Raw genomic sequence first — 24,383 nt, 5'->3', positions numbered from 1 at the left:
AAGTTCACCTTTTATGTAAATAACTTTTTTTATTTTGATAGATATTAATCTAATTTATAATATATCAGAGTTAAGATTAACAAATTAAACTTTTGAGTATATAATATATTACCCTAAGCTATTTATTAGTAACTCTATTTTAAGTTAATATTGTGTTTGAGTTAATCCCATGTTTTGAGCTAATTTTATTTTGTATGCTGAACATACTCTATAATTGTGCCATCTGGATGTTTTACTGTCATATTATATCCTGTAGGAACTTTTTTCTTATCTCTTATCACTACTGCTCCACTTTGTAGCAGATAACTTCTCCATTCATCCACAGAATCAACCATAAAAGTAGCTTTCGTTTCTATAAATGGTTTAAAATCAGTATCAGAACCAGATAACAGCAAAATGTTTCCTACCTGAGCCAACTCTAACCCCACTTCTTTATAAGAAAAACGTAAAGAACATTTCTCCTTTAAAAGATTTTCATAAAAAGGAATGGCATTTTCTATATCCTTAATATAAAAGCGTGTTAATACATCATATATCTTCATATTACTTACTCCTTTATTTCTCTGTCTTATTTCTTCTCGATTATATCATTTTGCAAATATTATGACAATACATCAATCATTACACCCCTACCACATCATATATTATACATTGTCTAAATTGTCATGTAAATTAACAAGTATATATTTAAGGTAGAATATTATTAGAAATATCTAGCCAAAATAAAATAAATTATGTAATACAACAGATATGTTTATTCAATTAAGTTATTTCTTTATAACATTTAATCTTCTTCCCACTCTGCTCAATAATTCATTTGATATACTACCTGAGTTATCTGCAACTTCAGGAGCAGATAATTCAGATAAATTATCTCTTCCTATTAATATAGCTGTATTACCAACTTCTACATTAGGTATATATGTAATATCAACAGCAAGTTGGTCCATGCAAATTCGACCTACTATTGGTGCTTGACAACCATTTATTATTACATATCCTTTTCCACAAGATAAATTTCTAGGTATACCATCAGCATAACCAATAGATAGTATAGCAATTGTGCTGTCTCTGCCTGCAACAAATACTCTTCCATACCCAAAGCTATCATCTTTTTGTATCTTTCTAATAAGAACTACTTGTGATTTTAAAGATAAAACAGGACGTAAATCAAGTTGCAGTTTGGTCGTATCATTTGGAGAACTTAGTACCCCATATAATGCAATTCCAATTCTTGCATAGTCACACTTAAGATTAGGATAATTTAAAAAACCATAGCTACTTTGGATATGTATTTTAGGGAATTTTATACCTTTTTCTGACAGCAAATCAATTAACTTATAAAAACATTCAATTTGTTTATTTGTAAAATACACATCTTCATCTATAAGACTATCTGAAACACATAAGTGTGTAAATATACCATGTATATCTAAGTATTTTAATTTAGATGCTTTTAAAATTGACATCATATCATTAGCATCAAAACCAAGCCTATGCATACCTGTATCAATTTTAATATGTGATTTTATATTGTATCCCTGTTTGTTTAAACAAATAGCATGATTAAGGTCAATAATACTCTGTGTAAGATTGTATTTATGAAGTTCTTTTGCCCTTACTGGATTAGTATATCCAAGAACCAAAATTTCTCCTAATATTCCATATCGACGTAAATCAATACCTTCATCTATTGTTGCTACAGCAAATGCTTTTACACCCATTTGATTTACACAAGTTGCTACTTCCAAAGCACTATGACCATAGGCATTAGCCTTCACGACTGCCATAAATTCACAATCTTCTGGCATAGCGTTTTGTAATACTTTTACATTATGTTCCAAATTATTTAAATCAATTTCAATCCAAGCTCTGTTGGTATTTACCTTTCAAGTCTTTTTCTGTTTCTCTTTTAAAAGCTTAAGAAGCCATATAATAATTATAGAGGCCATAAAAGATGCTAAACTTACCACTAGATAATGAATAAGGCTATTATCAACTAGAACAGTTTCTATTCCAAGTATTTTAGAAAACATACGAATAATTACAATCATCATAGGATGTATAATATAAATAATTAATGACGATGTTCGCAATAATCTAGCTCGAGGACCTTTCAAAAATGTTAAAGCTGTAAATAAGAAATACATACATGGCAATAACATGATATACATACTGTCATGACGTTGTACCCCTAGTTTATGTAAAAGAATTCCTTCACAAAACATAAGTAAGAATGATATAAGAAATCCAATCAAGCTATTTTTAGGTGACATGTAATTATATTTATTAGCTATTATCCCTCCAAGTATGAAAAATACAGGAGCAAAAAAAACACCATTTCTTGTATAATCTGATACTTCAAAAATATACTCATATAAATTCTTTAATAATGGTAGTTTTTCTGAAAAACCATAATAACTATCACCAAACATAGCAATTACATAAAGGATAATAGTAATTATAAATGAGTATTTTAAACCTAGTTTTTTTACAAGAAAGTATGCAATACTTGCACCAATAATTGATGCAGGAAGATACCATAAATGATATAAAGTCCCATCAAATACTATGTCCTTAATAATATTAGGCAATAAATTATTCATGTAAAAATATCCATTGTAAATATTTAAAGGAATATAAATTACAATAGCTATCCCATAGATAAATAATGCATTTTTTAGAAAAGATTTCAATTTATCATAATTATAATTATGTGTTGAAATCAGAAAAAAGCCTGATAGCATAAAAAAGAATGGCACAGCAATACGAGCAATTATACGAGTCAATATAAAGTCAGACATTTCACTATATGACAATAATGGTGATGTATGAATTGCAATTATAAGGAGCGCCGCTATTATCCTAAAATAATCAAGCCCTGCATAAGATTTATTCCTAATCATTCTTATTCCTCCATTTCTTAGTCATTTTTATTTCTCCAAAGAGTCACAATAAAACCATCCTTATTGTTACCTGATATTTGATAGACACATTGTTCAGGAATAGAGATTCTTACTTCTTCTTTAGCATAAAGAGGCACATAAAATATTTCTATGATTTTTTCTTTATCCTCTATCTTCAAGCAGTTTGTATAGGAAAATCCCTTAATATATTCTATGTATTCTTCAAAATCTAGATTCATTTTATTAATAATCTCAGAATGTGGATATCCAACATAACGAAAATGCCATGGTTCTTGAGATATTCCTGTTATTTCTTCTTTTTTACACTGATAACGCTCTATAAAACCATAATGTGGTGCTACTTTACGAAACTCATTACAGATACCATTATAAGGAAACTCAGGGCAAATAAAATCTATAATATCTTTCTTTAATCCTAGGTCAATAGCAAGCCCTGTCTGGTGTTCACTACGATTTGGAAGTGCCACAAACTTTTCAGTAAAATCTTTTCCATTGTCATGCAGAGAACTTGAATATATATCCTGTTGTTCATTTGCAGTACGATATCCACTTACAGGTACTATTTCGTTTATACCACCTATATTTTTTAAAATATGTTGTAAAACATTTGTAGCTTCACGCTTCATAAGAATACTTGGAAATCTTGTATCCACAGAGATTAAATCCATATCTTCAGATGTTTTAACTGGTAAAGAAGCATTTACTAGAATTAAATTTCCATCATAAATTTTATCTTTAGTTAATAAAATAGTATTTGCCATTTCATCTTCTTTATTTTTATTTAATAAAATATTATTTATCATTTTACATGCACCTCAATTATCTTGTCCAAAATTTCTTCAAAAGACAATCCAATACCTTTCATCATATTCGGATAACGGCTATGAGAAGTAAATCCAGGAATTGTATTGACTTCGTTAAAAACAATTTTACCGGATGGAGTCAGAAACATATCAACTCTAGCAAATCCAGAACATCCAAGAGCTCTATAAATAGTTTTTGCTGTATCTTGTATTCTTTTCTCACAAGTAGTATCAATTCTAGCTGGCATATGAATTTTTGAACTTTTTAATGTATATTTTTCTGTATAGTCAAAAAATCCTTTTGATAACTCTATTTCGTCTACTCTTCCAACAAGTAAATCATCATTCCCTAAAACTGCACAACCTACCTCAAAGCCATCAATATTTTCCTCAATTATTACCTCATTGTCATGTTCAAAAGCCAGGTTTACTGCTACTTGTAAGTCTTCTTTTTTATAAATTTTACTAATACCAAATGATGAACCTGCACGCACAGGCTTTACAAATAATGGATAAGTTAAATCTTTTGACATTTCAGCTATATTAAATTTATCTGAATATTTTATTATGATTGATTTTGGCACTTCAATACCTTCTGCATAAACAAGTTTATGAGATTTATCTTTGTCCATACATAATGCTGAAGAAAGAGTCCCACATCCAATAACCTTTATACCTGCTAATTCAAATAGTCCCTGTACTGTTCCATCTTCTCCATTTTTTCCATGCAATACAGGAAATACAAAATCAAGTTTAATATATTTAGTATAGTTCTTACAGAATTCAATAATACCATTTTGGACACGATTTTGAGAGACAACAACTGGAACTATATCAGTAGACCTTTCAAACCAAGTGTTATTCTGGATATTATTATAATCTCCAGTATAATGATACCAATCGCCCTCCCTTGTAATTCCAATTGGTATAATATCATACTTTTCTGTATTCAAATTTCCAAGTACTGCAAAAGATGATTGTAATGAGACATCGTATTCTGTTGAGTTCCCACCAAAGATAACTGCAATTTTTTTCTTACTCATATTTAATTCTCCTTTATTATAAAATTTATATTATCAGATAGTTCATCGCCAATTTCGCAAATATGCTCATATGAAAAAATTTTTTTGTTGCCATTTTCTTAATGGAAGCAAAAAAGGAAATAGCTGAGTTAATATATTTCATGACATACATTTTCACCTTTTTCTACTAATATAATTACTGTATCAAAACAAAAAGCACTCTTGTTTTGATACAGTAATTATATCAATAACAAGAGTGCACTTTATTTATTTCTCCTAACGAACTTCCTATTTTTTTATACTGAAATTCTTACAAATTTCCTACAATCGGAATAATAACTTCAAAGGTGATTATATCATTTTCACTATGAGCTGTTATTTTTCCATTATGAAGCTCAACTATCTCTTTAGCTATAGCAAGACCTAATCCAGCTCCACCACTGTTTGAACTACGAGATGTATCTAGCCTATAAAATTGTTCAAAAATACGCTCAATTTTTTCCTCTGGAATTGTATTACCATGATTTACAAATTCAAATTTTATATCATCTTCATCCTGTATAGCTGTTATTTCAATGGTAGTATCTTCAAAACTATAATAAACAGCATTTCGTAATAAGTTATCAAATACACGTTGCATTTTATTAACATCACACTTTATCATCATATTTGGTGCTACATTCAGTGTATATTTTAAATTCTTACTCATTAAAGTAGGAGTAAATTCATATGTTAGTTGCTCAAGCATACGAACTAAGTTTACTTTACTATATTCAAGTTCTATATTTGATAAATTAAACCTTGTGATTTCAAAAAACTCATTGATTAAATCTTCAAGACGTTCTGCCTTGTCCAACGAAATAGATAAATACTTTTCTCGCAGTTCTTCAGAAATTTGATTTTCATCTCGAAGTAATGTAAGATATCCTATAACTGAAGTTAATGGTGTTTTTAAATCATGTGCAAGATAAACAATAAGGTCATTCTTACGTTGTTCTGCCATTTGTGCATCAAATTTACGTTGTTCAAGTGTATGTTTAATTGAGTTTATTTTCTTCTCTATTGCCAATAGCTCTGAAGATAAAACCACTTCTCCAACGTCTTCTTTGATAAGCGAGTCAATCCCTTGATTGATTTCACTAAAATATTTTGTAAACCAATTTAAATATACACGGAATATTAGAAAAAACACAATTACTATAGCTAATATCATAAAAATCTCCATATAATTACGGAAAAGTTGCTGATATAAATTCAATGCAGCTTTATATTCCATACGAAAAACATTTTCAAAGAAGGATATTATCCAAATAGAAAAATTACCATACAATATAAAAGAATATAAAATCCATATAAAGATAATAGCTGCAAGTGCCATTACAACTGTTCTCATAAAAATTTTATTTCTTACTTGACCAAAATCAGAATTCATTTTAGCATTTTTACTTTTCAATTGTATAACCTACTCCCCATACAGTCTTTATAAATTTTGGATTTTTAGAAGGTTCATGCATTTTTTCACGTAATCGTCCTATGTGAGCCATAACCGTATTATTATTATCAAGATATTGTTCACCCCATACAGCTTCAAACAATTCTTCAGAAGGAACCACTTTTCCTTGATGTTCACATAAATACCAAAGAATAGAAAATTCAATTGGTGTTAGTGATACTTCTTTACCAAATAAACTGCATTTATGTTGTTCTTTATTGATAATCAATCCTTTAATATCATACTCATTGACAGTTATCGCTTGTTGTTCAGAAGAATTATTATATCGCATATATCTTCTTAGTTGTGTTTTTACTCTTGCAACAACTTCCAAAGGGTTAAATGGCTTTGTTATATAATCATCCGCACCTATAGTTAAACCCATTATCTTGTCTATGTCTTCAACTTTTGCTGTTAGCATAATGATAGGATAATAGTATTTCTCTCGAATTTTCTGGCAAATCTGAAATCCATCAATATCAGGAAGCATAATATCTAAAATAGCCATATCCAAGTTTTTAGATTCAATACATTCTAGAGCTTCTTTGCCTGTGTAAAACTTGTATACTGTAAAACCTTCATTTTTTAAATAGACTTCAATTAAATCTGCTATTTCTTTTTCATCATCTACAATTAAAATATTTTCATTCATATATTATTTTTCACTCTCCTTATTATTAAGGATATTCTCCATAATATTGGTAAAATCGCATATTAGATAAGCACAAATAGCTTGATAATTAAATTTTATAGAAAATACTACTATATTTAATTATCTATCATTTTAATAATTCCCCTAACAAGTCCTTATTATCGCATAACAGGTAGTAACTTTCAATAAAAACGTCTCTCAGTCACTTATTAAATAACAATTTAATGTGTCATATCATAAACAATCCATATAAAAAACAAGTTAACTACCATTCATAGTAAAATGTTAGTTAACTTGTTTTTTATTACAGTTAAACCTATGTGTCCGCAGAATTTTTATTCAGTTTTGTTGTTTATATAATAGGTAACATCATTTTAGTGAGATACTCGCTTTCAGGACGATTTAAATCATTCAAATACTGATAATAGATATCTCCATGAAGTTCATATCCCCTATCCTTCGCCCACAAAAATAATTCTTCAAGTGTAGGGTCTTGCAGTTCATATGGTCCTAAATCAATTGCAGTTATTATTTTCTGTGTTGGAACAATCTTTTGCAAAATTTCATTTTCTGTATCCATATGATTAAATACAGAATGATTAGTTACAGGAAAACCTACTTCAACATCTAATTTTTCCAAGTCCATGTTATGAAAACATACAATTGGTGCTCCTGCAGACAATATTCCCTTTTCTTCTAGATAGTTGGAAATTTTTCGAAAACTTTGCTGTGAAAACTCTGAAAATTCCACCATAAAGTCAATAGTTTTTCGTATTGCTAAAATGCAATACTCAGGCTGTTCAGCCATCGTTATATTAGATATTCTAGCCATTTTATATCCTCCATTATTTTATTTTTTTCTTAGCCTCTGTTTTGTAATCTTTATTATTAGTTGCATTTTTTATATTAATAGTATAGCAAAACCAATATTATGATGCTTGTCACACAATGCTCTTATTTTAAGTAGATATATACAAAATAATGGATAATTCAAATAAAAAATAGTTCTACTTGTTAAATAGCTAGTATTTATCATTTAAAGTCATAAAGAAAAGTAAAATTGACTTTGTAGTTCTTCTAATATATTAATAACATTAAGATTAAACATATTTGTTAAATTGCTTCTTTTATAGGTACCTTCTGCATAAAATTAAGAGATAGTTTGACAACTATCTCTTAAAATAATTCCATTATTTAAATTTAATTAATTCTTATTTTTATTATCAAGTTACTAATATACTAAAACATTCTAACAGTTTTCATCTAATTCGCCTAGAATCTTATGAATATGAATCATTAAATATAATTCCTCCTGCCTAGGCAATTCTCTAGAGTATTCCTTGTATATATAAGCTCCTATTTTTTTTACACATTCATATTCTTCTTTACAATTTTTGCGTACTTGATTATATATAAAATCTATCTTTTCTTTTGATGGTTCATTAGCCAGAAATCTTTGAGAAAAAGCCTTTAGATGCATTACAAATCTCATATAATAAAAGGATTCTTTATTATATACAATAGAAAAGTGATAATGAACTATTTGTAAAATGGCATTTACAATTTTAGCACTTCTCTTATTTCTATCACTATAAGGATTGTCTTGTTGTGCATTTATAAAATGGCCTGCTATATTACCAATTTCCTCTTCTGGTAGTTCTAAACCAAGAACCTCCTTAAAAACAGTAATCGCATATTTTCCTATATCATATTCTTTTGGATTAAATTCTTTAATTTCAAACAAATAGTAATTCTCAATCATTATACCTTCTTTAAATCGTCTCACTGCAAAGGCGATGTGGTCAGTTAAAGCCAAGTATATATGGTTCATAAGTTTTAAGTTATACTTTTCTATTCCATATGAGATTATCATTTGAGCTATACCAAAGTATTCTGCATCTATTTCTGATGCAAGTTGTATAATACTCTTTTTTATATTTTCATCATGAAGAACGAAAGTTTTTTCTATATCTTCTTTATTTAACTCAGACCCAATCTTATAATTATGACCAATTCCTTTTCCCATCAATATTATTTCTTCGTCATTATCATCCTTTGCAAGTAGCAACGAATTATTTAATACCTTTGTAATGTACATACTAAAAACCTCAATATATTATATTTATTTTGTTATTCCATTACTCTCTATGACTTCTTTATACCAATAAAAACTATCTTTCTTTATTCTTTTTAAATCTAAAGTTTCGTGGTCTGTCCTGTTTATATAAACAAGCCCATAACGTTTATTGAAACCTTGTGAAGAACTTAAAAGGTCTGTAAATGACCATAGACAATATCCCATCATCTCTACACCATCTTCAATAGCTAATTTGCATGCATTTATGTGACTGTTTAAATAATCTATACGATAGTCATCATGAATTTTACCATCTTCAAGGACATCTTTAGCTCCAAGCCCATTCTCCGTTATTATAACAGGTAAGTGATACCTTTGCCAATATTCATTCAATGCAACTCTAAGACCTGATGAATCTATTGATGCACCATACTCTGAAGCCTTTAGATTAGGATTCATCGACATTTTAAATAATCCATACATACTGAAGTCAACTGTTCCTTCTCTTAACCCAAATGGATGTTGTGAATCCTCAGGTAAAGCCTCTGCACAGTTTGTTCTATAATAATTTACAGCTATAAAATCCATTTTAGCTTTTTTAAGTACTTCTTTATCTTCATCTTCCATATGAGGAACTATATTTCTTTTCTCAAGATAATTCATATAATACCCAGGATATTCTCCATAATAATGCATATCAAGCATGTAGTACACTTTAAAGTTATCATTCATTCTTGCAGCGTATACATCTTCTGGTTTAGATGTAAGAGGATATGTTACAGATGATGATACTGCTGCTCCAATCTTGCTTCCTTCTATCATTTCATGGCATGCATTAACAACCAATGCATGGGCTAAACAAAGATTATAATCCATTTGAGCACGCATTTTATCTATCTTCCATGGGTCTGTTTCATTGTATATATTAATTCTCTCTTCTACTCTAACTATTAAATTCTGTTCATTATGAGGTTGCCAATATTTCACTCTATCTCCAAAGTGCTCAAAGCATACTTTGGCAAATCTTTCAAAAGCATAAACAGTCTCTCTACTTTCCCAACCATTATACTTCTCCACTAGTGTAAATGGCAGGTCAAAGTGATATAAAGTTACGAATGGTTCAATGTCACACTCTATTAATTTATCTATTACTTTATTATAAAAATCTAGCCCCTTTTGGTTTATTTCTCCTTCTCCATCTGGAATTATTCTTGCCCATGAAATTGAGAAACGATAAGTTTTCATTCCTAATTCTTTCATCAATTCAATATCTTCTTCATAATTATAATAAAAATCTGATGCTACTTTAGTGTCTGCTTGCAAGTGAGACTTTTTAAAAGAATTGTAATCAGCCACTGTTTTTCCTTTATTGTCTTTATCCCAAGCTCCTTCCACTTGAAATGCTGAAGATGATGCCCCCCATAAAAAATTTTTTGGAAATCCTGTATTCATAAATGTCACTCCCTTTATATTAATTTTTTAATCGTTTTATTTATTAATTTATTACGCTGAGTTAATCTTTATAGTTCTAATCAACTTAATTATTAACTAATGAAATTATTTTATCATTTGTAGATACATAACTAGATTTATAAGAAATCACTTGTGCAAAATCAAACGTATTATTTACTATAACTGGTGTAGTTACATCATATCCAGCTTTTTTTATTTCATCTATATCAAAGGTTATCAGTTTAGCACCTTTTTTCACTAAATCGCCCTGATTAACATGTTTTACAAAGTGTTTTCCATTTAACTCTACTGTATTAATTCCAACATGTATTAACATTTCTGCTCCATTATCTAGCTTTAATCCTATTGCATGTAATGTTGGAAATAAAGAAGCTACTTCACAATCAGTAGGAGCTATTATTACTCCTTTTGTAGGTAATACAGCTATACCTTCTCCCATAGCTTTTGATGCAAATACATCATCTTTCACTTCTGATAATTCTATACAATCTCCTTCAACAGGTGAAGTTATATCAATAACTCCCTCTTTTGTTTCTACTTTTATAGTAGAGCTATTTCCTTTAGAAGATTCTTCTAAGTCTTCAAACCCAACCAAATAAGTTAAAATTGCTGAACCAAAAAATGCTATAGCACAACCTCCTAGATAACTTAAAAAACCTAACACTCCTGCTTCAGCATATACAGGTATAGTTAAAACACCTTGGTTTGCAAATGCGTTACCATAAGAGCCACCCATTCCCATTATGCCACCTCCGATTGCACCACATATTACAGCACATACCATTGGTTTTTTTAACCTAAGATTAGCACCATATATTGCAGGCTCAGTTATACCAAATAGTGCCGTTATAGTTGCAGACATAGAGATTGTCTTTAATCCTTGATTTTTAGTTTTAAAGAACACCCCTAGAGCAGCTCCTGCTTGCGAGAAGTTTGCAGCTCCTGCAAAAGCCAATAAATTCTGTCTTCCTGTTTGAGCAACATCACTTATACCTATTGGTAGTAGTGCTCTATGTGCACCAAATATAACCAATACACACCATAATCCACCTATGAATGCTCCACACAATGCAGGACTTAGTTCATAAATATACTTGTAAACAAAGTTTATAACATTTCCTACATATATCCCAATTGGTCCAAATAAGAATAATGTTGCAGGTAACATTATAACTAATGATAAAGTTGGAACCATTATTATTTTAATTACTTCAGGTATATACTTTTCCAGCATTTTCTCAACATATGAAAGAGCCCATATAGCAATAATTATTGGAATAACAGATGATGTATATGTGGCCTTTGTTACTGCCAAGCCTAAAAATCTAACTGTTTCTTCTCCTGCCATCAAAGCTGTAAAAGTTGGATAACAAAGTGTTGCCCCTAATACCATAGATATTATTTTATTTGCATTAAACACTTTAGCCGCAGTATACCCTAGTATGATAGGCATAAAATAGAATATAGAATCAGCCATAGCATTTAGAATAATATAACTTTGAGTCTCTTTTATATCTACACCATTTTTATTCATATAATACATAGCAAGAACTGATAAAATACCTTTAATCATACCAACCCCTGCTATAGCAGGTATTGTAGGTGTAAATATTCCAGCTACAGCAGATAATATAGAGTTCATTATACCTTGTTTTTCTTCATTTCCACTTTTCTTATCTATTTCACTTGATTGAGGTACCATTTTTACAACCTCATCATACACCTTTTTTACTTTATTACCAATTACAACTTGTATCTGACCCATACTCTCTACAACAGTTATTACTCCCTCAGTTTTAGATAACTTATCCTTATTGACCTTAGAAGTACTTTTTACTTTGAATCTAAGTCTTGTCATACAGTGAGTAACTTCATTTATATTCTCTTTTCCACCTACATTTTGTAGGATTTCTTGAGCTACATTTTTATAATCCATATGTTAATCCTCCATCTTCAATTATAGGCTTTTTGTTTTTATGGCCAATTAAACAAAAAAATCGAACCAAATAAATAGATTATACCCATAGTACTATATAGGTAACCTATAAAAATTGATTCGATCTTGCCTGCATCACCAGTAACACGTCTACTGTAATATTCAAATTTGTTAATTTTATAGTAACATAAGCGTTTTCTTAATTCAACTATAAAATATAATTTTTCAACAAATAATTATTATTTTTATATTGAAATTTATTTTTTAAATCTTAAAATACTTGATTTAATAACAAAAATGGTATATTATTTCCATTATAAATATACCATCTGGAGGATAATATGAAAAAAATATTTAATCAAAAACTACTTTTACTGTCTATTGTTGTATTTTTCTGGTTTTCACAATATGTATACATACCTTTTCAAAATCCATATTTAAGTATATGTAATGTATCTACAAACATGATTGGTATAATAATAGGCTCATATGGAATCTCACAATGTTTACTAAGACTTCCTGTTGGAGTTTTTGCAGATTCCGTAAATAAGCATAAACTATTTATACTATCAGGAATTTTATTCGCTGGTTTAGCATCTCTTATAAGAGTTCTTTCTCCCAAAGGAGAAGGCTTTCTTATCGCTAATATCTTGTCTGGAATAGCCTCATCAACTTGGATTTCTTACATGGTTCACTACACTGATTTTTTTTCCATAGAACATCAACAAAAAGCTACAAGTACGATAATCTTGGTAAACAACCTAGGAATGTTAATTGGATTTGTCATGAGTACCTTATTTTATGAAAAATTAGGAATGGTAAATTTGTGTATTATGAGCGTAATATCTTCAATCATTGGTACTCTTCTAGCCTTAAATGTAAAAAATCATCACTCAATAAAAACAACCGAAAAAATACCATTTAAGAATTATTTATCTATATGCAAAGATAAAAGACTTGTATTTTTTTCTTTTATGGCATTGATTCAACAAGGCATCCAAATGTCTACCACAATGTCATTTACTACTCAAATTCTTAAAGAACTAGGCTCTAGCTCCACCATTATAGGCCTATCTTCTATATTTTACATGGTATGTGCTGTTGTATCTTCTGGATTTGCTTCTACTAAATTTTGTACAAAACATGGACCAAAATTTTGGATTCCCTCAGTGTTTTTTTTGATTTCAGTTTATTGCTTTCTAGTTCCAACAGTAAAAAGTATTAATATAATATTTATGCTACAATCGTTACCAGGAATATCTACGGGCATACTTCTTTCTTACCTTACTAGCGAATCTATGAAAAATGTACCAAAGTATCAAAAATCTACTGCAATGGGGTTTTTTCAAGCAGTTTATGCTATAGGAATGTCTATATTTCCAATGCTAGTGGGTAAAATATCAGATTATATTTCAATACAATATGGTTATTTTATTTTAGCTTTTATTGCTGTAATTGCTTCCATATTGTCTTATACATACTATAAAAAATTAAATTTAACTCTTAACTATGATATAATACAATCATAAAAAAATTATATGTTTAGGAGTTTTTATGATAAATTTAAATGCCACTGAACAAATTATTGATTATATTAAAGAAAATATTCTAAATGGAACTTTTAAAGTTAATAGTAAATTGCCAAGCGAGAGAAAGATTGCTGAATTATTTAATATAAGTAGAATTCCTGTAAGGAATGCTATAGACAAACTTTGTAAAGAAGGAATACTTAGGTCTATTCCCTATTCAAGTCCCATAGTTGAAGGATTTAAAAAAGTTGACCTTTTTTCTGATAACGAAGTTTATAAAAATCATAATATACAAGAATTTTATGTTGAATCTTTAAGAGCAAGACAACTTATAGAAAGTGAAGCCACTAAGTTAGCCATTTTAAATGCTACCTCTGAAGAACTTCAAAGAATAAGATATGCTTACTTGAAATCTGTAGAAGAACTAGACAAAGTTTCTCAAGGCTTAATAGAAGAATGTTATGATGCTGACCTGCAATTTCACAAAGAAATAATTTTAGCTTCTCATAATCCAATTTTTATAAAGTATTATGAACTAATACCTAAAACGGTGTCTTCTAACCAATACTTTGGTTTTAAATATAGAAACTCACTGCAAGATATGATTAGTCATCATCATGAGATAATGATGGCTTTTGATAGTAACGATGCTAATTTAGGTTATACATCAATGTATAACCATTTAGAGGGAGTTATTCAGTTATTTCAGCGAGATTAAACTTCTATTTATAGGTCTGATAGTTAAACTCGTAAAATTATAGGTCTGATAGTTCATACTTAAGAGAACTAAATATTTTAATATGTACCACAAAGAGCTTGTTTTAACATACTACTAAACATAGTGTCCAAATAAGCTCTGTTTTACTATTCACAGATTATTTTATTAAGTATCATAATTAATATTAGATTAGATATACTAGTTACTTAAAAATAAAATTGATTGTAATATAAACAATTATAAAGCATTCTTTGGTAGATTTCTTTTTTCCTAGTTTAGTGTATTTTTAATAATTATAATATCATTTCTTTAATTATGCATATAAAAAACAGCAAATCATGAGAATTTACTGTTTTATATTTTGATATTCAGACTTACTTAATTTGATATTCAGATTTACTTAATCAGCCATAATTTAGCCTTGTAAAATTTGATTAACATCATCAATAGTTATATCCATTCTTCTAGCTATTTCACTAAGATTCATACCTTGTTCTTGGAATCTATTAACTACTGATTTCATGGACTCACCTATTTCAATTAAATGGTTATCCAAGTCATAAATTCGAACTACCTTTTGCCCCCATGGTGCTTCTTTTACACCATGAAGTAAAGTAACATCATTTCTTTTATTTAGTTTTGATATAAACTCTTCAAAATGTTTTGCTTCAAAAAATATTTCACAGTTATTCTCTTTGCTCTTCATATCTTCTTTTGAAATTCCTGTCAACCAATCAAAGTCTTCTTGTAATGCTAACCCACCCTCAAATGCAATGTTTTTTCCATAGTCAACAATAACTTTTAAATCAAATAATTCTTCATAGAATTTACGAGCAATTTTAATATCTTTTACTGCAAATAAACAACCTGCATATTTCATAAGTTACCTCCATTAAAATTAGTACATAGATTATAACATTGCACCAGAAAAAAATATTGTAAAAAACGGACATGCTTTTTGTATTTTTTAAGTCAACAAATGTGAGTGCTCTAAATAAATGTAAGTTCTCTAAATAATAGTAATATACAAAATAAATGCTACTTTATAAGCGAATGGATACAAAAGTTCCATCCTGAGTTTCTACATGAATAATCTCAAGCCCTTTATACTGTTTAAAAACAGACTGGCACTCACGAATGAGTTCCTGTAGAAACTTTTTGGTAATTACTTCCTGATATGGCTCTGGGAGTGATTTTTTAATCTCTGCAATAACCGATTCTGGCAACAAAAGGACTGCAGTATTTGCTAAGAACAGTGGTATGGGTAACCACAAATTTGTTTCTTTTGAGCGGACAATAATGCGCATAAATCTATTCTCCTAGTATTATTTTATAAAAACTTTAACTGTAGTACCATCAGCCGAATCAACCTCTACGATATTTCCAAGTGTTTCATTATCCAGACATTCAAGAATAGAGGTAGTAAGAGCATCTAGGTCTATACCTTGCAAATCTTCATTCTTAATTGGCAACTTGCCTGTCATTTTCAATATTTGACGTATAATCTTTACAGGAAGTTGCACATTTACTTTATCACCCTCTGGAGTATCCACAATAATCTTCAACATCTTATTTTCATATGAAGTACTGCTTTGTTTGGTAAAAGCTTGACTATCAAAGTCTTCTGAATAATTCGTAAACTCCTCTTGAGGTGTAGTTTCTTCTAATGCATCAATCAAATCAATTGCCTCTTTGGCAGAGAGCTTTCCCTCCTCTACCATTGTTAAAATTCTCATTTTTTCATCCATATTATTTTCCTCATTTCTGCTCTTTTGCCATCCATTCCAACAGAAATAGCCTCGTATTTTGGTGACTACTTCTGGCTATTATCAGGGATAGAGATAGAGCTTCATTTATTTTCTTTCATTTGCTCTAATGCCTCTGCTGGAGAGATTTCTCCTTTTTCCAGTGCATCTAAAATCTCCTTTTTATGTGAATCAGAAGATGATGTTACATTAGGTTTACCATCTAGCTTTTGGATAATATCATCTAACCTAGAACGAACAGTTGGATAAGAAATCTTTAATTCTTTTTCCACTTCTTTTATATTGCCACGACATTTTAAAAATGTTTCTGCAAAGAATAAATCATCTACAGATAGATAGTCAAATGCACTGAGGCAGAAATCATTTTCAATCACTGTATCACAGTTTTCACATTGTAACTTGACAACTTTAAGTTTTCTTCCACAGACAGGACAGCGGCTGATAACTTGATACATCATATCACCTTCTTTCCATCTAATATCTATAATATAAATCAAAAAATTAATAAAGTCAATATATATATTAAAATAATTAATATTAATATTAAAATAATTAATATACCACTAAAATATTAATCAATTTATACTTATAAATTGATTATCGAAATACTAGTTTCTGTATCCTTATTTCAAATTCCTTTTTGTTTATAAAAGAATATAATCAAAATACATAAATACCATCATATCCTAAAAATGGGTGACTTTATTACACCCTCCGCAATTCTTCTTTAGAAAATGGCGGCTTTGATTTTACTTCAAAACCGCCATTTTACTAACACCTATGTTTAAGAGCAAGCATTTCTATTACCAAACAACGGTTTTTAACCATTGAACAGTTGTTCACAAAGTGTTGATTTATATAACCTGATGTTTGTTATAAGCGCGTATAGCAAGAAAAAGAAATATAGGAATTTCAATTATTGCTGCCGCTACTATGACATACGGTACCCAAATGCTTGCCTGCCCAATATGCAGATAATTAAAGCTAATTAATTGGTACAATAAACTATTTTGCATACCTACTCCTGCTGATGGTAAGATAAAAGTAAGCCAATTGGCTCCAGCCGAATACGTAAATATTGGAAGTAAGCATGTTACAATAGCAATTAGGATAACAGAAAGTGAATCCTTGCATTTAGCTGATAAAAACAGTGTGAAACTGACAGTTGCCAGCAGAGAAATAAGTCCTCCTATTGCCAAGGTAATCTGAAGCTGCCCTAAATTGAGTGCAGGCAAGCTGATAACCGAAAATAGCATCTGCATGGATGTTTTCATACACTCGGTTCCAAATGCTAGATTTGAAATTATCAAATGAATTGAAATACATATGGCGAATGTTGCAGTAAAAATAGTAAGTGCAGCCATAATCTTTGCAATTGCCAATCGAGAATGTCCATGTTTTGTACAGCGCAAAATGCTATCTGAACCCGTTTGGTATTCATTAGAAAACGTAGGGGTCACAGCCGCAGTACAAAGAATGACTAGAATAAAAATAAATAGAATAATATAATCAAATGCGTCTCTTGAATATCCAGCGTAAAGCTTAAAAGGCGTATTTACTTCTACATATTTTTGTATAGCATGTTCCTGTGCGGTTGGATATTTCTTTTGCTCCATCTGCATGACATCTTTCAGATGTTGCGTCGTCTGCTCATAAAAGCCATCTAATTTATCAGGAGAAATATCCATTAAGCTTATTCCCTCACCAGTTTTTGAATTAGCATAGGCTTCTGGCAGTCTTCCCAATAGAGATTGAATAGGGAATACCTTTTTTATATAAACATCTGTAGGGAATTCACCACTATCAAGGCTGTCTTCTCCATACACCGAAACTGCACTTTGATAGCTATTCAAAGCCTCTTTAAGTTTTTCTGGATTAACTTCTCCATTATTTTCAGAGCGAAGTGATTTTTTATAAGCAATTGCTTCCAGCCCATTTAGCTCTGCTACCTTGTTGCCGTTTTTATCATATTGATTGATATCCTCATACAAGACTGGAAGCCAAGCCATCACCACAGACATGAATAATGCGATAAGTAATAAAATGATAGAACGACGTGATTTCAACACACGTTTTATTTCAAGACGATAAATACGCATCATTTACTTTCCCTCCTCACTGATTTCCTCTTGTGGAAATAACCATAAATATAAGTCCTCCAAACGGGGTGGAGCCATTACTGAATCACTTGTTTTGGCTTCATCTGCCAAATAACGAACTGATACCTGATTATTACCTTCACTGCGTTGGTTAATAATACGAAGCTGCATTTCATACATAGGCATCTTTTCAGCAGGTATGGTACAATTCCAAACTTTACCTGTAACTTGCTTGACCAATTTATCGGTTGTCCCTACATCAAGAATTCTTCCTGATTTCATAATGGCGTTTTGAGTGGCAATATACTCAATATCAGATACGATATGAGTTGAAATAAGGACAATCCTGTCATGAGAGAACTCTGAAATAAAGTTGCGAAAACGAACCCTCTCTCCAGGGTCAAGCCCAGCCGTTGGTTCATCCATTATTAGAAGTTTAGGGTCGTTCAACATTGCTTGTGCAATTCCCACTCGACGTTTCATTCCACCAGATAACTTGATAATTTTTTTATTTTTAACATCAGTCAAGGTAAGTGTATGTAGCAGGCTATCAATCTTTTTTCTTGTTTCTCTAGCAGGAACATCCTTTAATGCAGACACATACTCCAAATAGTCCTTTACTGTAAAATCTTGAAAGAAGCCAAAATCTTGTGGTAAGAAACCGAATAGATTTCTGTATTCTTCTCCCATCGAATGAATATCCTTACCATCAAAAATAATTTTCCCACTAGTTGGTTTTAGAATATCCGCAATCATTTTCATAAGCGTAGTCTTACCAGCACCATTAGCTCCAAGAAGCCCCCACACGCCAGGTGTAAGATTTAAACAAACATCATCAACTGCGGTTTTATCCTTAAAATTTTTTTTAAGATTTGTAATTGTCAATTCCATGTCTTTTCTCCTTTTTTATAATACAAAAACAAACGTCCTTGTTCAGTTTTATTTTACTGAACAAGGACGTTTTAAACTTTAATATTAACAGGATAAATTCCTAAGAAAATCCTAATATCCAATTAATTTTTTCCTAAGACTGAGTTGGAAGTAATACAGTAAAAGTAATCCTATCATTTTCACTTTGAGCCAAAATTTCTCCGCCATGCAAAAGAATAATTTCATTGGCAATAGAAAGCCCAAGACCTGCACCACCACTATCCGATTTACGAGCCTCATCTAAACGGTTAAATTTTTCAAAAATTGTAGATAATTGTTCTGTTGGAATAGTGTGCCCTTGGTTTTCAAATTTAATTTTAATCTTATCCTGTTCCCTTCGAGCGTAAATCAGAATTTCTGTATTAGGATAGCTGTATGTAACAGCATTTTTGAGCATGTTGTTAAACACTCTAGCTAGTTTTTCAGAATCAGCATAAACCGTCAGATTCTCATTTGCGTTAAGTACAGCAGAATTTCCTTTAGCAGATAATACAGGATAAAATTCATCAATGAGTTGTACAAGCATATAGTATAAATCTACATTTGTTTTTGTTAGTTGAATTTGCTGTGTATTGTACCTCGTGATTTCAAAGAATTCATTAATGAGCTTTTCCAGACGTATAGATTTCTTCAAAGCAATTCCAATATATTTTGCCTTCTGTTCTATTGGTATGTCAGGTGCTTCATCCAGTAGACTTAAATAACCTATTACAGAGGTAAGAGGTGTGCGAATATCATGAGCTAAATACACAACTAATTCATTTTTTTTGTTTTCAGCTTCTTTTACAGCTTGCTGGCTAATCAGAACAGCCATTTTTATTTGGTTCATCTGCTTCTCCATATCTTTGAGTGGTTCAGATAATTCAATGGTGCTGTCATTTGGTTGATATATTGTTTTAGTGGCATTCATGACTTCCTGCAAATATTCCCACGGTTTTTTCCAGTAATGATAAAAAATACAGAAAAAACCTATAATCAAATATAGAAAATAAATGACTTCAACTCTAAGATGTAGCCACGTAAAAAATGTATTTGAAAATCTACTGAATCCATAGTCAAATAATATTGCCAAAATATACCCAACTAAGGTATAAATAATTAAGGTTATACAGAGTTTCATACGTAATTTCTTTTCTATACCAGTATTCGTCATTGCTATCACCTCCATATTTATACATTCATTAATTGGATAACAGAAGAACTGTCATCAGCACTAAAAAAAGAACTGCAACGATTCCAGCTAGGGTTGAAATTACTGTATCTGTTTTTTGCTTATCTTTTAGTATTTTCAGCAGTAATGCATATAGACTAATACCAATTATTCCACCGAACATATTGGTGATTAGGTCTGTAATATCTGTACTTCCAATAGCAAGAATATACTGAATCATTTCAAAGATAAAACTGGTTCCAAAAATAATAAGAACTTTATTTTGCAGTTTCATTCTTGATGACAACATAGAAAGTAAAACTCCGAAAGGAATAAAAATTAAAATATTATCTATTACTTCCTTAAAGTGAAACTGTTCTCCAACAGAAGTAGAGTAATGAAAGGGAATCAAGTTGATACTCCTTGTGTAACCTATATCGCTTATTCTGAATTGTAGTTTAAACAATATAATCCATACTAATAAGACTAAATAAAGCATGAATAATACACAACTAATTATTTTTAAATGTTTATTTTTTTTCTTCATAGCGTAACTTTTCCTCTCATCATGTTGAGTTTTAGTTAAATTTTATAACCCACTCCCCATATAGTTTTGATATATTTAGGTTTTTCAATAGTGTCACCCATTTTTTCACGTAAATGTCGTATATGAACGGTGATTGTATTGTTACTTTTGCTATAATACTCATCTTGCCATATTTTATGGAACAATTCCTCAGAACTAACAACATTTCCTTTGTTCTGTAGCAAAATACAAAGTATAGAATACTCTGTTGGTGTAAGTGAAATAGGATTTCCCTCAAGTAGACATTCATATGTCTTAGTATTAATTTCTAAACCTGAATAACACAAAACAGAACTTGTATCAGATTCTTCTTGTATATGATTGTACTTTTTGTATCTGCGCAGCTGAGCCTTTACTCTAGCAATTAATTCAAGGGGACGAAAAGGCTTTGTAACATAATCGTCAGCTCCTAAAGTTAATCCTGTAATTTTGTCAGTTTCTTCATCTTTTGCAGTTAACATAATAACTGGAAAAGTGTCCTTCTCACGTATTTTTCGACAAATATCAAATCCATTTACATCAGGCATCATAATATCTAAAATAGCAAGGTCAAGCTCTGTATTTTCTATACAAGTAAGGGCTTCCTTAGCTGAATAATACTTAAATACAATATAATCTTCATTTTGCAGATAGACCTCTATTAAGTCTGCTATATCATGTTCATCATCTACTACAAGAATTTTATCATTCATAACTGTTTTCCTCCTTTCGGCATATCTAAGATATTTTATTATTATATCAAAAGAATCTTTACTATTTATGATTTTCTGCATAAGAAATTATTAAGAATTTCTTAACCTTATAACTTTTTGTGGCTATCTTTCGGTTTTTCTGCTTCTTTTAGTAGCAGCCACATACGCCTAGAACGTATATCGTCTGGTATTCTATTTTCTTCACAGAGTTTTTGTACCCTGAGTTCTGAAATCCCCCATTTTTTAGCAACTTCTGGGGCAGATATATAGTTCTTAATCATATCGTCTTCTCTAAGTCAATACTAAAATTATATACAGTTCGCTGAATAATAACAAGAAAAGCGGTGGTAAAGCTATTTTACATTATTACAGTGGTAATGACAAAACATTAAAGCCTCCACCAGACACACAATACCTGCCAAACCCATACCTGCAATCTGCCCTATAACTGTTGCGATAGCTGCTCCATGTACTCCCATAGCAGGAAAGCCAAATAAGCCAAAAATTAATATAGTTTCTAATATAATATTGGTAATTGCTCCTAGTCCTTGTGTCAACATTGGTAAAACAGTTTTTCCAGTTGCTACAAAAGTATTTTCAATAGCTAGCTCAAATAGTAAAAAAAAAGAAAATAAAATAATAATAAAAGCATAATCATATCCCAATTGGGTTATAGTTAAATCTAATGTGAACTGGCTTAAAAAAAGTAACAACTATCTCTCTAGTTGCTACCTTCCTAATCATCAATTCTTGAGTTTTGATATACTAAAATTTTTAACTTGAGATTTGAATAACTTTTCAACTTCATCAACTATACTTTGTATATTATTTTCATATTCTAAGTCATAATATACATTTATCTCACCTATACTATTTATACTCATAGAATATTCTTTTCTTTCTATTATACATATACTGCCACAATCTGATAAATCATTCTTATATATTGATTTTAATTGTCTTTTTATCTTAGGAAAATCTATCGCTGGATAAACATTGTTTGGATAAAAACTCTTATCATATATTAACATCTTATCCACCCCTTATCATTCTATTTATAAAAATTTATACCTTATTAAAATCATATTAAACATATTTTTCCATATTTTTATAATTATTATAAAGTCTTCACTCCATCTATTGATATAATCTACTAGAATTATTAGTTGAGGATGTTAGATGTATCTCATATGAATGGGTTATGAATTACATCATAATAAAAACTGAATCTAGACGTGATATCAAAGCTGGAATTTTCCAATTTATTTGCTTTATAGCATATATTATACAATTTGCTAAAAATGAAATTGAAATATACAGCACTATACCTAAAATAAAAATTTCTTTTATATCCATCTTGCTTTATTTTGAACATAACTAAATATTAGAGTTGCTTTTTTGATTTATTTAATAAAGAAAAAAGAGCGGAATAAATTTCCACTCTTTTACTATATATAAAAAACTAAATTATTCTTTTACAACATCTTTAGTTGTTTCTTTTTTATAAACACCATCATCCAAAATTGTATTTCCTTTTTCTAGAGTGTCTTTAGTTGTTTCTTTTTTATAAACATCTCCAGATACAGAAGTATCTGCAAATGATTTATTTGCAAGTAATCCAAATCCGCTTAAACCAATTAATCCTGATAATCCTAGAGCCATAAATTGTTTTTTCATAATTATTATCTCCTTTTCTTTATCTTATTTTCTAAATAATACCATAATAATGTTTACAAAATGTTTACCATATTTAAAAACTATAAATTCATCTAATTCTTTTATTATCTTTTCTCTTAAACCATTAATCTTATCATTCTCCTTTTTAATTTATTGTATAAAAAAAGACCATCTACAAAGATGACCTTTTGGGTTAATCTATTTTTTTATGTTCTTTATTCTTTTTACCTGCCAATCCTTATCAGTATCTTCCATTATGTATGTTCTAACTATTTCACCACACTCCAAACATAAATCAGAATATACTGTTGCCGCCCCTAGTAAATTGTATCTTAATCCAACATTGCCAGTATCACTTTTTCCTCCCCATTTAATATTTTTTTGAATTTTCTCACTACCGCAGTTAGGACATTTCATGTTTATACCTCCTAGTAATTATTTTCTTTATAAAAAAGTTAGAAATTAACCTAAACCTCTTACTATCTATGCAGCATATTCGTATTTTTTTTATATTCTCTAACAGCATCATTCCAAGCTGCATCTACAGTTATACCCTTTTTATTAGCAATCTTTTGTGCTATTTCTATTATCTTCATAGCTCTTCTTGATATGTTCATACTTATTCCTCCTAAAGTTCTCATATATTTTATATACAAATATGTATATTTAAATTCATTTAGTATTTATATAACCTTTAGCTTACTTATATATTATCAAAAGTTTGTGTACTGAATGTGAACTGTGTTAGAAGAACTTTAGAATTTTAAAAAATAAGAAAATAATATTAAAGCAAATTCATGTCATTATTTTCCATATACCTATTTTTAATAAATATTGGCAATGTGTTAACAAAA

General features: G+C 29.8%; 26 protein-coding genes and 1 pseudogene. 2 read left to right on the top strand and 25 right to left on the bottom strand.

All coding sequences use genetic code 11. From position 1 onward, the window contains the following. Positions 1 to 185 precede the first annotated feature (185 nt). The 10 genes and pseudogenes from KGF48_RS09705 to KGF48_RS09660 all read right to left on the bottom strand — a co-directional run bounded on the left by KGF48_RS09705 (position 186) and on the right by KGF48_RS09660 (position 12,382). Positions 186 to 542: a VOC family protein gene (locus KGF48_RS09705; protein WP_227867987.1), complete on the bottom strand. Its 357-nt coding sequence runs from the start codon at positions 540 to 542 to the stop codon at positions 186 to 188. A 225-nt stretch (positions 543 to 767) separates the two neighbouring features. Continuing rightward, positions 768 to 2,906, bottom strand: a pseudogene (gene vanT, locus KGF48_RS09700) (serine racemase VanT catalytic subunit). Positions 2,907 to 2,923: 17 nt separating this feature from the next. After that, positions 2,924 to 3,730 carry a M15 family metallopeptidase gene (locus tag KGF48_RS09695; protein WP_227867986.1) on the bottom strand — a complete coding sequence of 269 codons (807 nt, stop codon included), beginning with the start codon at positions 3,728 to 3,730 and terminating at the stop codon, positions 2,924 to 2,926. Continuing rightward, a complete protein-coding gene (gene vanG / locus KGF48_RS09690; RefSeq protein WP_227867985.1) occupies positions 3,727 to 4,773 on the bottom strand; it encodes a D-alanine--D-serine ligase VanG in 1,047 nt (348 codons plus the stop codon). Before vanG ends, KGF48_RS09695 begins: the two co-directional genes overlap by 4 nt. A gap of 289 nt (positions 4,774 to 5,062) precedes the next feature. Further along, positions 5,063 to 6,184, bottom strand: coding sequence for a vancomycin resistance histidine kinase VanS (gene vanS / locus KGF48_RS09685; RefSeq protein WP_227868000.1), 1,122 nt, complete (start codon positions 6,182 to 6,184; stop codon positions 5,063 to 5,065). 10 nt (positions 6,185 to 6,194) lie between these two features. Further along, positions 6,195 to 6,896 carry a VanR-ABDEGLN family response regulator transcription factor gene (vanR, locus tag KGF48_RS09680; RefSeq protein WP_227867984.1) on the bottom strand — a complete coding sequence of 234 codons (702 nt, stop codon included), beginning with the start codon at positions 6,894 to 6,896 and terminating at the stop codon, positions 6,195 to 6,197. A gap of 352 nt (positions 6,897 to 7,248) precedes the next feature. Next, a complete protein-coding gene (locus tag KGF48_RS09675) occupies positions 7,249 to 7,728 on the bottom strand; it encodes a GyrI-like domain-containing protein (protein WP_227838879.1) in 480 nt (159 codons plus the stop codon). Between the two features lie 417 nt (positions 7,729 to 8,145). After that, complete coding sequence (locus tag KGF48_RS09670) at positions 8,146 to 8,994, bottom strand: PRD domain-containing protein (RefSeq protein WP_227867983.1); 849 nt, start codon at positions 8,992 to 8,994, stop codon at positions 8,146 to 8,148. Positions 8,995 to 9,018: 24 nt separating this feature from the next. Next, entirely contained in the window at positions 9,019 to 10,425 is a 1,407-nt protein-coding gene (locus KGF48_RS09665) for a glycoside hydrolase family 1 protein (protein ID WP_227867982.1), read from the bottom strand. An 85-nt stretch (positions 10,426 to 10,510) separates the two neighbouring features. Then, complete coding sequence (locus tag KGF48_RS09660) at positions 10,511 to 12,382, bottom strand: beta-glucoside-specific PTS transporter subunit IIABC (RefSeq protein ID WP_227867981.1); 1,872 nt, start codon at positions 12,380 to 12,382, stop codon at positions 10,511 to 10,513. A gap of 341 nt (positions 12,383 to 12,723) precedes the next feature. Here KGF48_RS09660 and KGF48_RS09655 point away from each other — a divergent pair, with 341 nt between their 5' ends. Both KGF48_RS09655 and KGF48_RS09650 read left to right on the top strand, forming a co-directional pair. Beyond that, positions 12,724 to 13,911: an MFS transporter gene (locus KGF48_RS09655; RefSeq protein WP_227838883.1), complete on the top strand. Its 1,188-nt coding sequence runs from the start codon at positions 12,724 to 12,726 to the stop codon at positions 13,909 to 13,911. A gap of 25 nt (positions 13,912 to 13,936) precedes the next feature. Next, entirely contained in the window at positions 13,937 to 14,629 is a 693-nt protein-coding gene (locus tag KGF48_RS09650; protein ID WP_227867980.1) for an FCD domain-containing protein, read from the top strand. Between the two features lie 415 nt (positions 14,630 to 15,044). Here the strand turns inward: KGF48_RS09650 and KGF48_RS09645 are convergent, their stop codons facing one another. From KGF48_RS09645 to KGF48_RS09575, 15 genes are all read right to left on the bottom strand, one after another. Then, positions 15,045 to 15,509 (bottom strand): VOC family protein, encoded by a 465-nt coding sequence (locus KGF48_RS09645; RefSeq protein ID WP_227838885.1) that lies wholly within the window; start codon positions 15,507 to 15,509, stop codon positions 15,045 to 15,047. Positions 15,510 to 15,672: 163 nt separating this feature from the next. Then, the gene (locus KGF48_RS09640; protein WP_227838886.1) at positions 15,673 to 15,936 is read right to left on the bottom strand and encodes a hypothetical protein; all 264 of its coding nucleotides are present in this window, start codon (positions 15,934 to 15,936) and stop codon (positions 15,673 to 15,675) included. 18 nt (positions 15,937 to 15,954) lie between these two features. After that, positions 15,955 to 16,377: an SHOCT-like domain-containing protein gene (locus KGF48_RS09635; RefSeq protein ID WP_227838887.1), complete on the bottom strand. Its 423-nt coding sequence runs from the start codon at positions 16,375 to 16,377 to the stop codon at positions 15,955 to 15,957. 101 nt (positions 16,378 to 16,478) lie between these two features. Next, positions 16,479 to 16,850 carry a DUF2089 domain-containing protein gene (locus KGF48_RS09630; protein WP_227829342.1) on the bottom strand — a complete coding sequence of 124 codons (372 nt, stop codon included), beginning with the start codon at positions 16,848 to 16,850 and terminating at the stop codon, positions 16,479 to 16,481. A 399-nt stretch (positions 16,851 to 17,249) separates the two neighbouring features. Then, positions 17,250 to 18,497: an ABC transporter permease gene (locus KGF48_RS09625; protein WP_413894800.1), complete on the bottom strand. Its 1,248-nt coding sequence runs from the start codon at positions 18,495 to 18,497 to the stop codon at positions 17,250 to 17,252. Continuing rightward, positions 18,498 to 19,385, bottom strand: coding sequence for an ABC transporter ATP-binding protein (locus KGF48_RS09620; protein WP_227838889.1), 888 nt, complete (start codon positions 19,383 to 19,385; stop codon positions 18,498 to 18,500). A gap of 133 nt (positions 19,386 to 19,518) precedes the next feature. After that, positions 19,519 to 20,577 (bottom strand): sensor histidine kinase, encoded by a 1,059-nt coding sequence (locus tag KGF48_RS09615; RefSeq protein ID WP_227838890.1) that lies wholly within the window; start codon positions 20,575 to 20,577, stop codon positions 19,519 to 19,521. 28 nt (positions 20,578 to 20,605) lie between these two features. Next, complete coding sequence (locus KGF48_RS09610; protein WP_227829339.1) at positions 20,606 to 21,121, bottom strand: VanZ family protein; 516 nt, start codon at positions 21,119 to 21,121, stop codon at positions 20,606 to 20,608. Positions 21,122 to 21,156: 35 nt separating this feature from the next. Then, the gene (gene vanR / locus KGF48_RS09605) at positions 21,157 to 21,852 is read right to left on the bottom strand and encodes a VanR-ABDEGLN family response regulator transcription factor (protein ID WP_227838891.1); all 696 of its coding nucleotides are present in this window, start codon (positions 21,850 to 21,852) and stop codon (positions 21,157 to 21,159) included. A 107-nt stretch (positions 21,853 to 21,959) separates the two neighbouring features. Further along, a complete protein-coding gene (locus KGF48_RS09600; protein WP_227867979.1) occupies positions 21,960 to 22,133 on the bottom strand; it encodes a DNA-binding protein in 174 nt (57 codons plus the stop codon). A gap of 72 nt (positions 22,134 to 22,205) precedes the next feature. Continuing rightward, positions 22,206 to 22,565 carry a polysaccharide biosynthesis C-terminal domain-containing protein gene (locus KGF48_RS09595; protein ID WP_227867978.1) on the bottom strand — a complete coding sequence of 120 codons (360 nt, stop codon included), beginning with the start codon at positions 22,563 to 22,565 and terminating at the stop codon, positions 22,206 to 22,208. A gap of 30 nt (positions 22,566 to 22,595) precedes the next feature. Further along, positions 22,596 to 22,883 carry a hypothetical protein gene (locus tag KGF48_RS09590; protein ID WP_227829335.1) on the bottom strand — a complete coding sequence of 96 codons (288 nt, stop codon included), beginning with the start codon at positions 22,881 to 22,883 and terminating at the stop codon, positions 22,596 to 22,598. Between the two features lie 436 nt (positions 22,884 to 23,319). Beyond that, positions 23,320 to 23,529, bottom strand: a complete 210-nt coding sequence (locus KGF48_RS09585) for a hypothetical protein (RefSeq protein WP_227838894.1) — start codon at positions 23,527 to 23,529, stop codon at positions 23,320 to 23,322. A 198-nt stretch (positions 23,530 to 23,727) separates the two neighbouring features. Continuing rightward, on the bottom strand, positions 23,728 to 23,946 hold the full coding sequence (locus KGF48_RS09580; RefSeq protein ID WP_227838895.1) for a hypothetical protein: 219 nt from the start codon (positions 23,944 to 23,946) through the stop codon (positions 23,728 to 23,730). A 62-nt stretch (positions 23,947 to 24,008) separates the two neighbouring features. Next, positions 24,009 to 24,146, bottom strand: a complete 138-nt coding sequence (locus KGF48_RS09575; RefSeq protein WP_227838896.1) for a hypothetical protein — start codon at positions 24,144 to 24,146, stop codon at positions 24,009 to 24,011. Positions 24,147 to 24,383 lie beyond the last annotated feature (237 nt).

Source organism: Clostridioides sp. ZZV15-6388 (assembly GCF_020657755.1).
Taxonomy (GTDB): Bacteria; Bacillota; Clostridia; order Peptostreptococcales; family Peptostreptococcaceae; genus Clostridioides.
The sequence above is the reverse complement of the archived record's forward strand: the minus strand, read 5'-3'. Positions and strand labels throughout refer to the sequence as shown.

Bases quoted from the DNA above. Each gene is read 5' to 3' on its own strand.
- KGF48_RS09630 (WP_227829342.1), bottom strand. From the start codon at position 16,850: ATGTATCAAGTTATCAGCCGCTGTCCTGTCTGTGGAAGAAAACTTAAA.
- KGF48_RS09575 (WP_227838896.1), bottom strand. From the start codon at position 24,146: ATGAACATATCAAGAAGAGCTATGAAGATAATAGAAATAGCACAAAAG.
- KGF48_RS09600 (WP_227867979.1), bottom strand. From the start codon at position 22,133: ATGATTAAGAACTATATATCTGCCCCAGAAGTTGCTAAAAAATGGGGG.
- KGF48_RS09645 (WP_227838885.1), bottom strand. From the start codon at position 15,509: ATGAAATATGCAGGTTGTTTATTTGCAGTAAAAGATATTAAAATTGCT.
- vanR (WP_227838891.1), bottom strand. From the start codon at position 21,852: ATGAATGATAAAATTCTTGTAGTAGATGATGAACATGATATAGCAGAC.
- KGF48_RS09610 (WP_227829339.1), bottom strand. From the start codon at position 21,121: ATGAAGAAAAAAAATAAACATTTAAAAATAATTAGTTGTGTATTATTC.
- vanG (WP_227867985.1), bottom strand. From the start codon at position 4,773: ATGAGTAAGAAAAAAATTGCAGTTATCTTTGGTGGGAACTCAACAGAA.
- KGF48_RS09660 (WP_227867981.1), bottom strand. From the start codon at position 12,382: ATGGATTATAAAAATGTAGCTCAAGAAATCCTACAAAATGTAGGTGGA.
- KGF48_RS09620 (WP_227838889.1), bottom strand. From the start codon at position 19,385: ATGGAATTGACAATTACAAATCTTAAAAAAAATTTTAAGGATAAAACC.
- KGF48_RS09640 (WP_227838886.1), bottom strand. From the start codon at position 15,936: ATGCGCATTATTGTCCGCTCAAAAGAAACAAATTTGTGGTTACCCATA.
- KGF48_RS09635 (WP_227838887.1), bottom strand. From the start codon at position 16,377: ATGGATGAAAAAATGAGAATTTTAACAATGGTAGAGGAGGGAAAGCTC.
- KGF48_RS09705 (WP_227867987.1), bottom strand. From the start codon at position 542: ATGAAGATATATGATGTATTAACACGCTTTTATATTAAGGATATAGAA.
- KGF48_RS09615 (WP_227838890.1), bottom strand. From the start codon at position 20,577: ATGACGAATACTGGTATAGAAAAGAAATTACGTATGAAACTCTGTATA.
- vanR (WP_227867984.1), bottom strand. From the start codon at position 6,896: ATGAATGAAAATATTTTAATTGTAGATGATGAAAAAGAAATAGCAGAT.
- vanS (WP_227868000.1), bottom strand. From the start codon at position 6,184: ATGAATTCTGATTTTGGTCAAGTAAGAAATAAAATTTTTATGAGAACA.
- KGF48_RS09655 (WP_227838883.1), top strand. From the start codon at position 12,724: ATGAAAAAAATATTTAATCAAAAACTACTTTTACTGTCTATTGTTGTA.
- KGF48_RS09675 (WP_227838879.1), bottom strand. From the start codon at position 7,728: ATGGCTAGAATATCTAATATAACGATGGCTGAACAGCCTGAGTATTGC.
- KGF48_RS09585 (WP_227838894.1), bottom strand. From the start codon at position 23,529: ATGAAAAAACAATTTATGGCTCTAGGATTATCAGGATTAATTGGTTTA.
- KGF48_RS09590 (WP_227829335.1), bottom strand. From the start codon at position 22,883: ATGTTAATATATGATAAGAGTTTTTATCCAAACAATGTTTATCCAGCG.
- KGF48_RS09665 (WP_227867982.1), bottom strand. From the start codon at position 10,425: ATGAATACAGGATTTCCAAAAAATTTTTTATGGGGGGCATCATCTTCA.
- KGF48_RS09650 (WP_227867980.1), top strand. From the start codon at position 13,937: ATGATAAATTTAAATGCCACTGAACAAATTATTGATTATATTAAAGAA.
- KGF48_RS09695 (WP_227867986.1), bottom strand. From the start codon at position 3,730: ATGATAAATAATATTTTATTAAATAAAAATAAAGAAGATGAAATGGCA.
- KGF48_RS09625 (WP_413894800.1), bottom strand. From the start codon at position 18,497: ATGATGCGTATTTATCGTCTTGAAATAAAACGTGTGTTGAAATCACGT.
- KGF48_RS09580 (WP_227838895.1), bottom strand. From the start codon at position 23,946: ATGAAATGTCCTAACTGCGGTAGTGAGAAAATTCAAAAAAATATTAAA.
- KGF48_RS09670 (WP_227867983.1), bottom strand. From the start codon at position 8,994: ATGTACATTACAAAGGTATTAAATAATTCGTTGCTACTTGCAAAGGAT.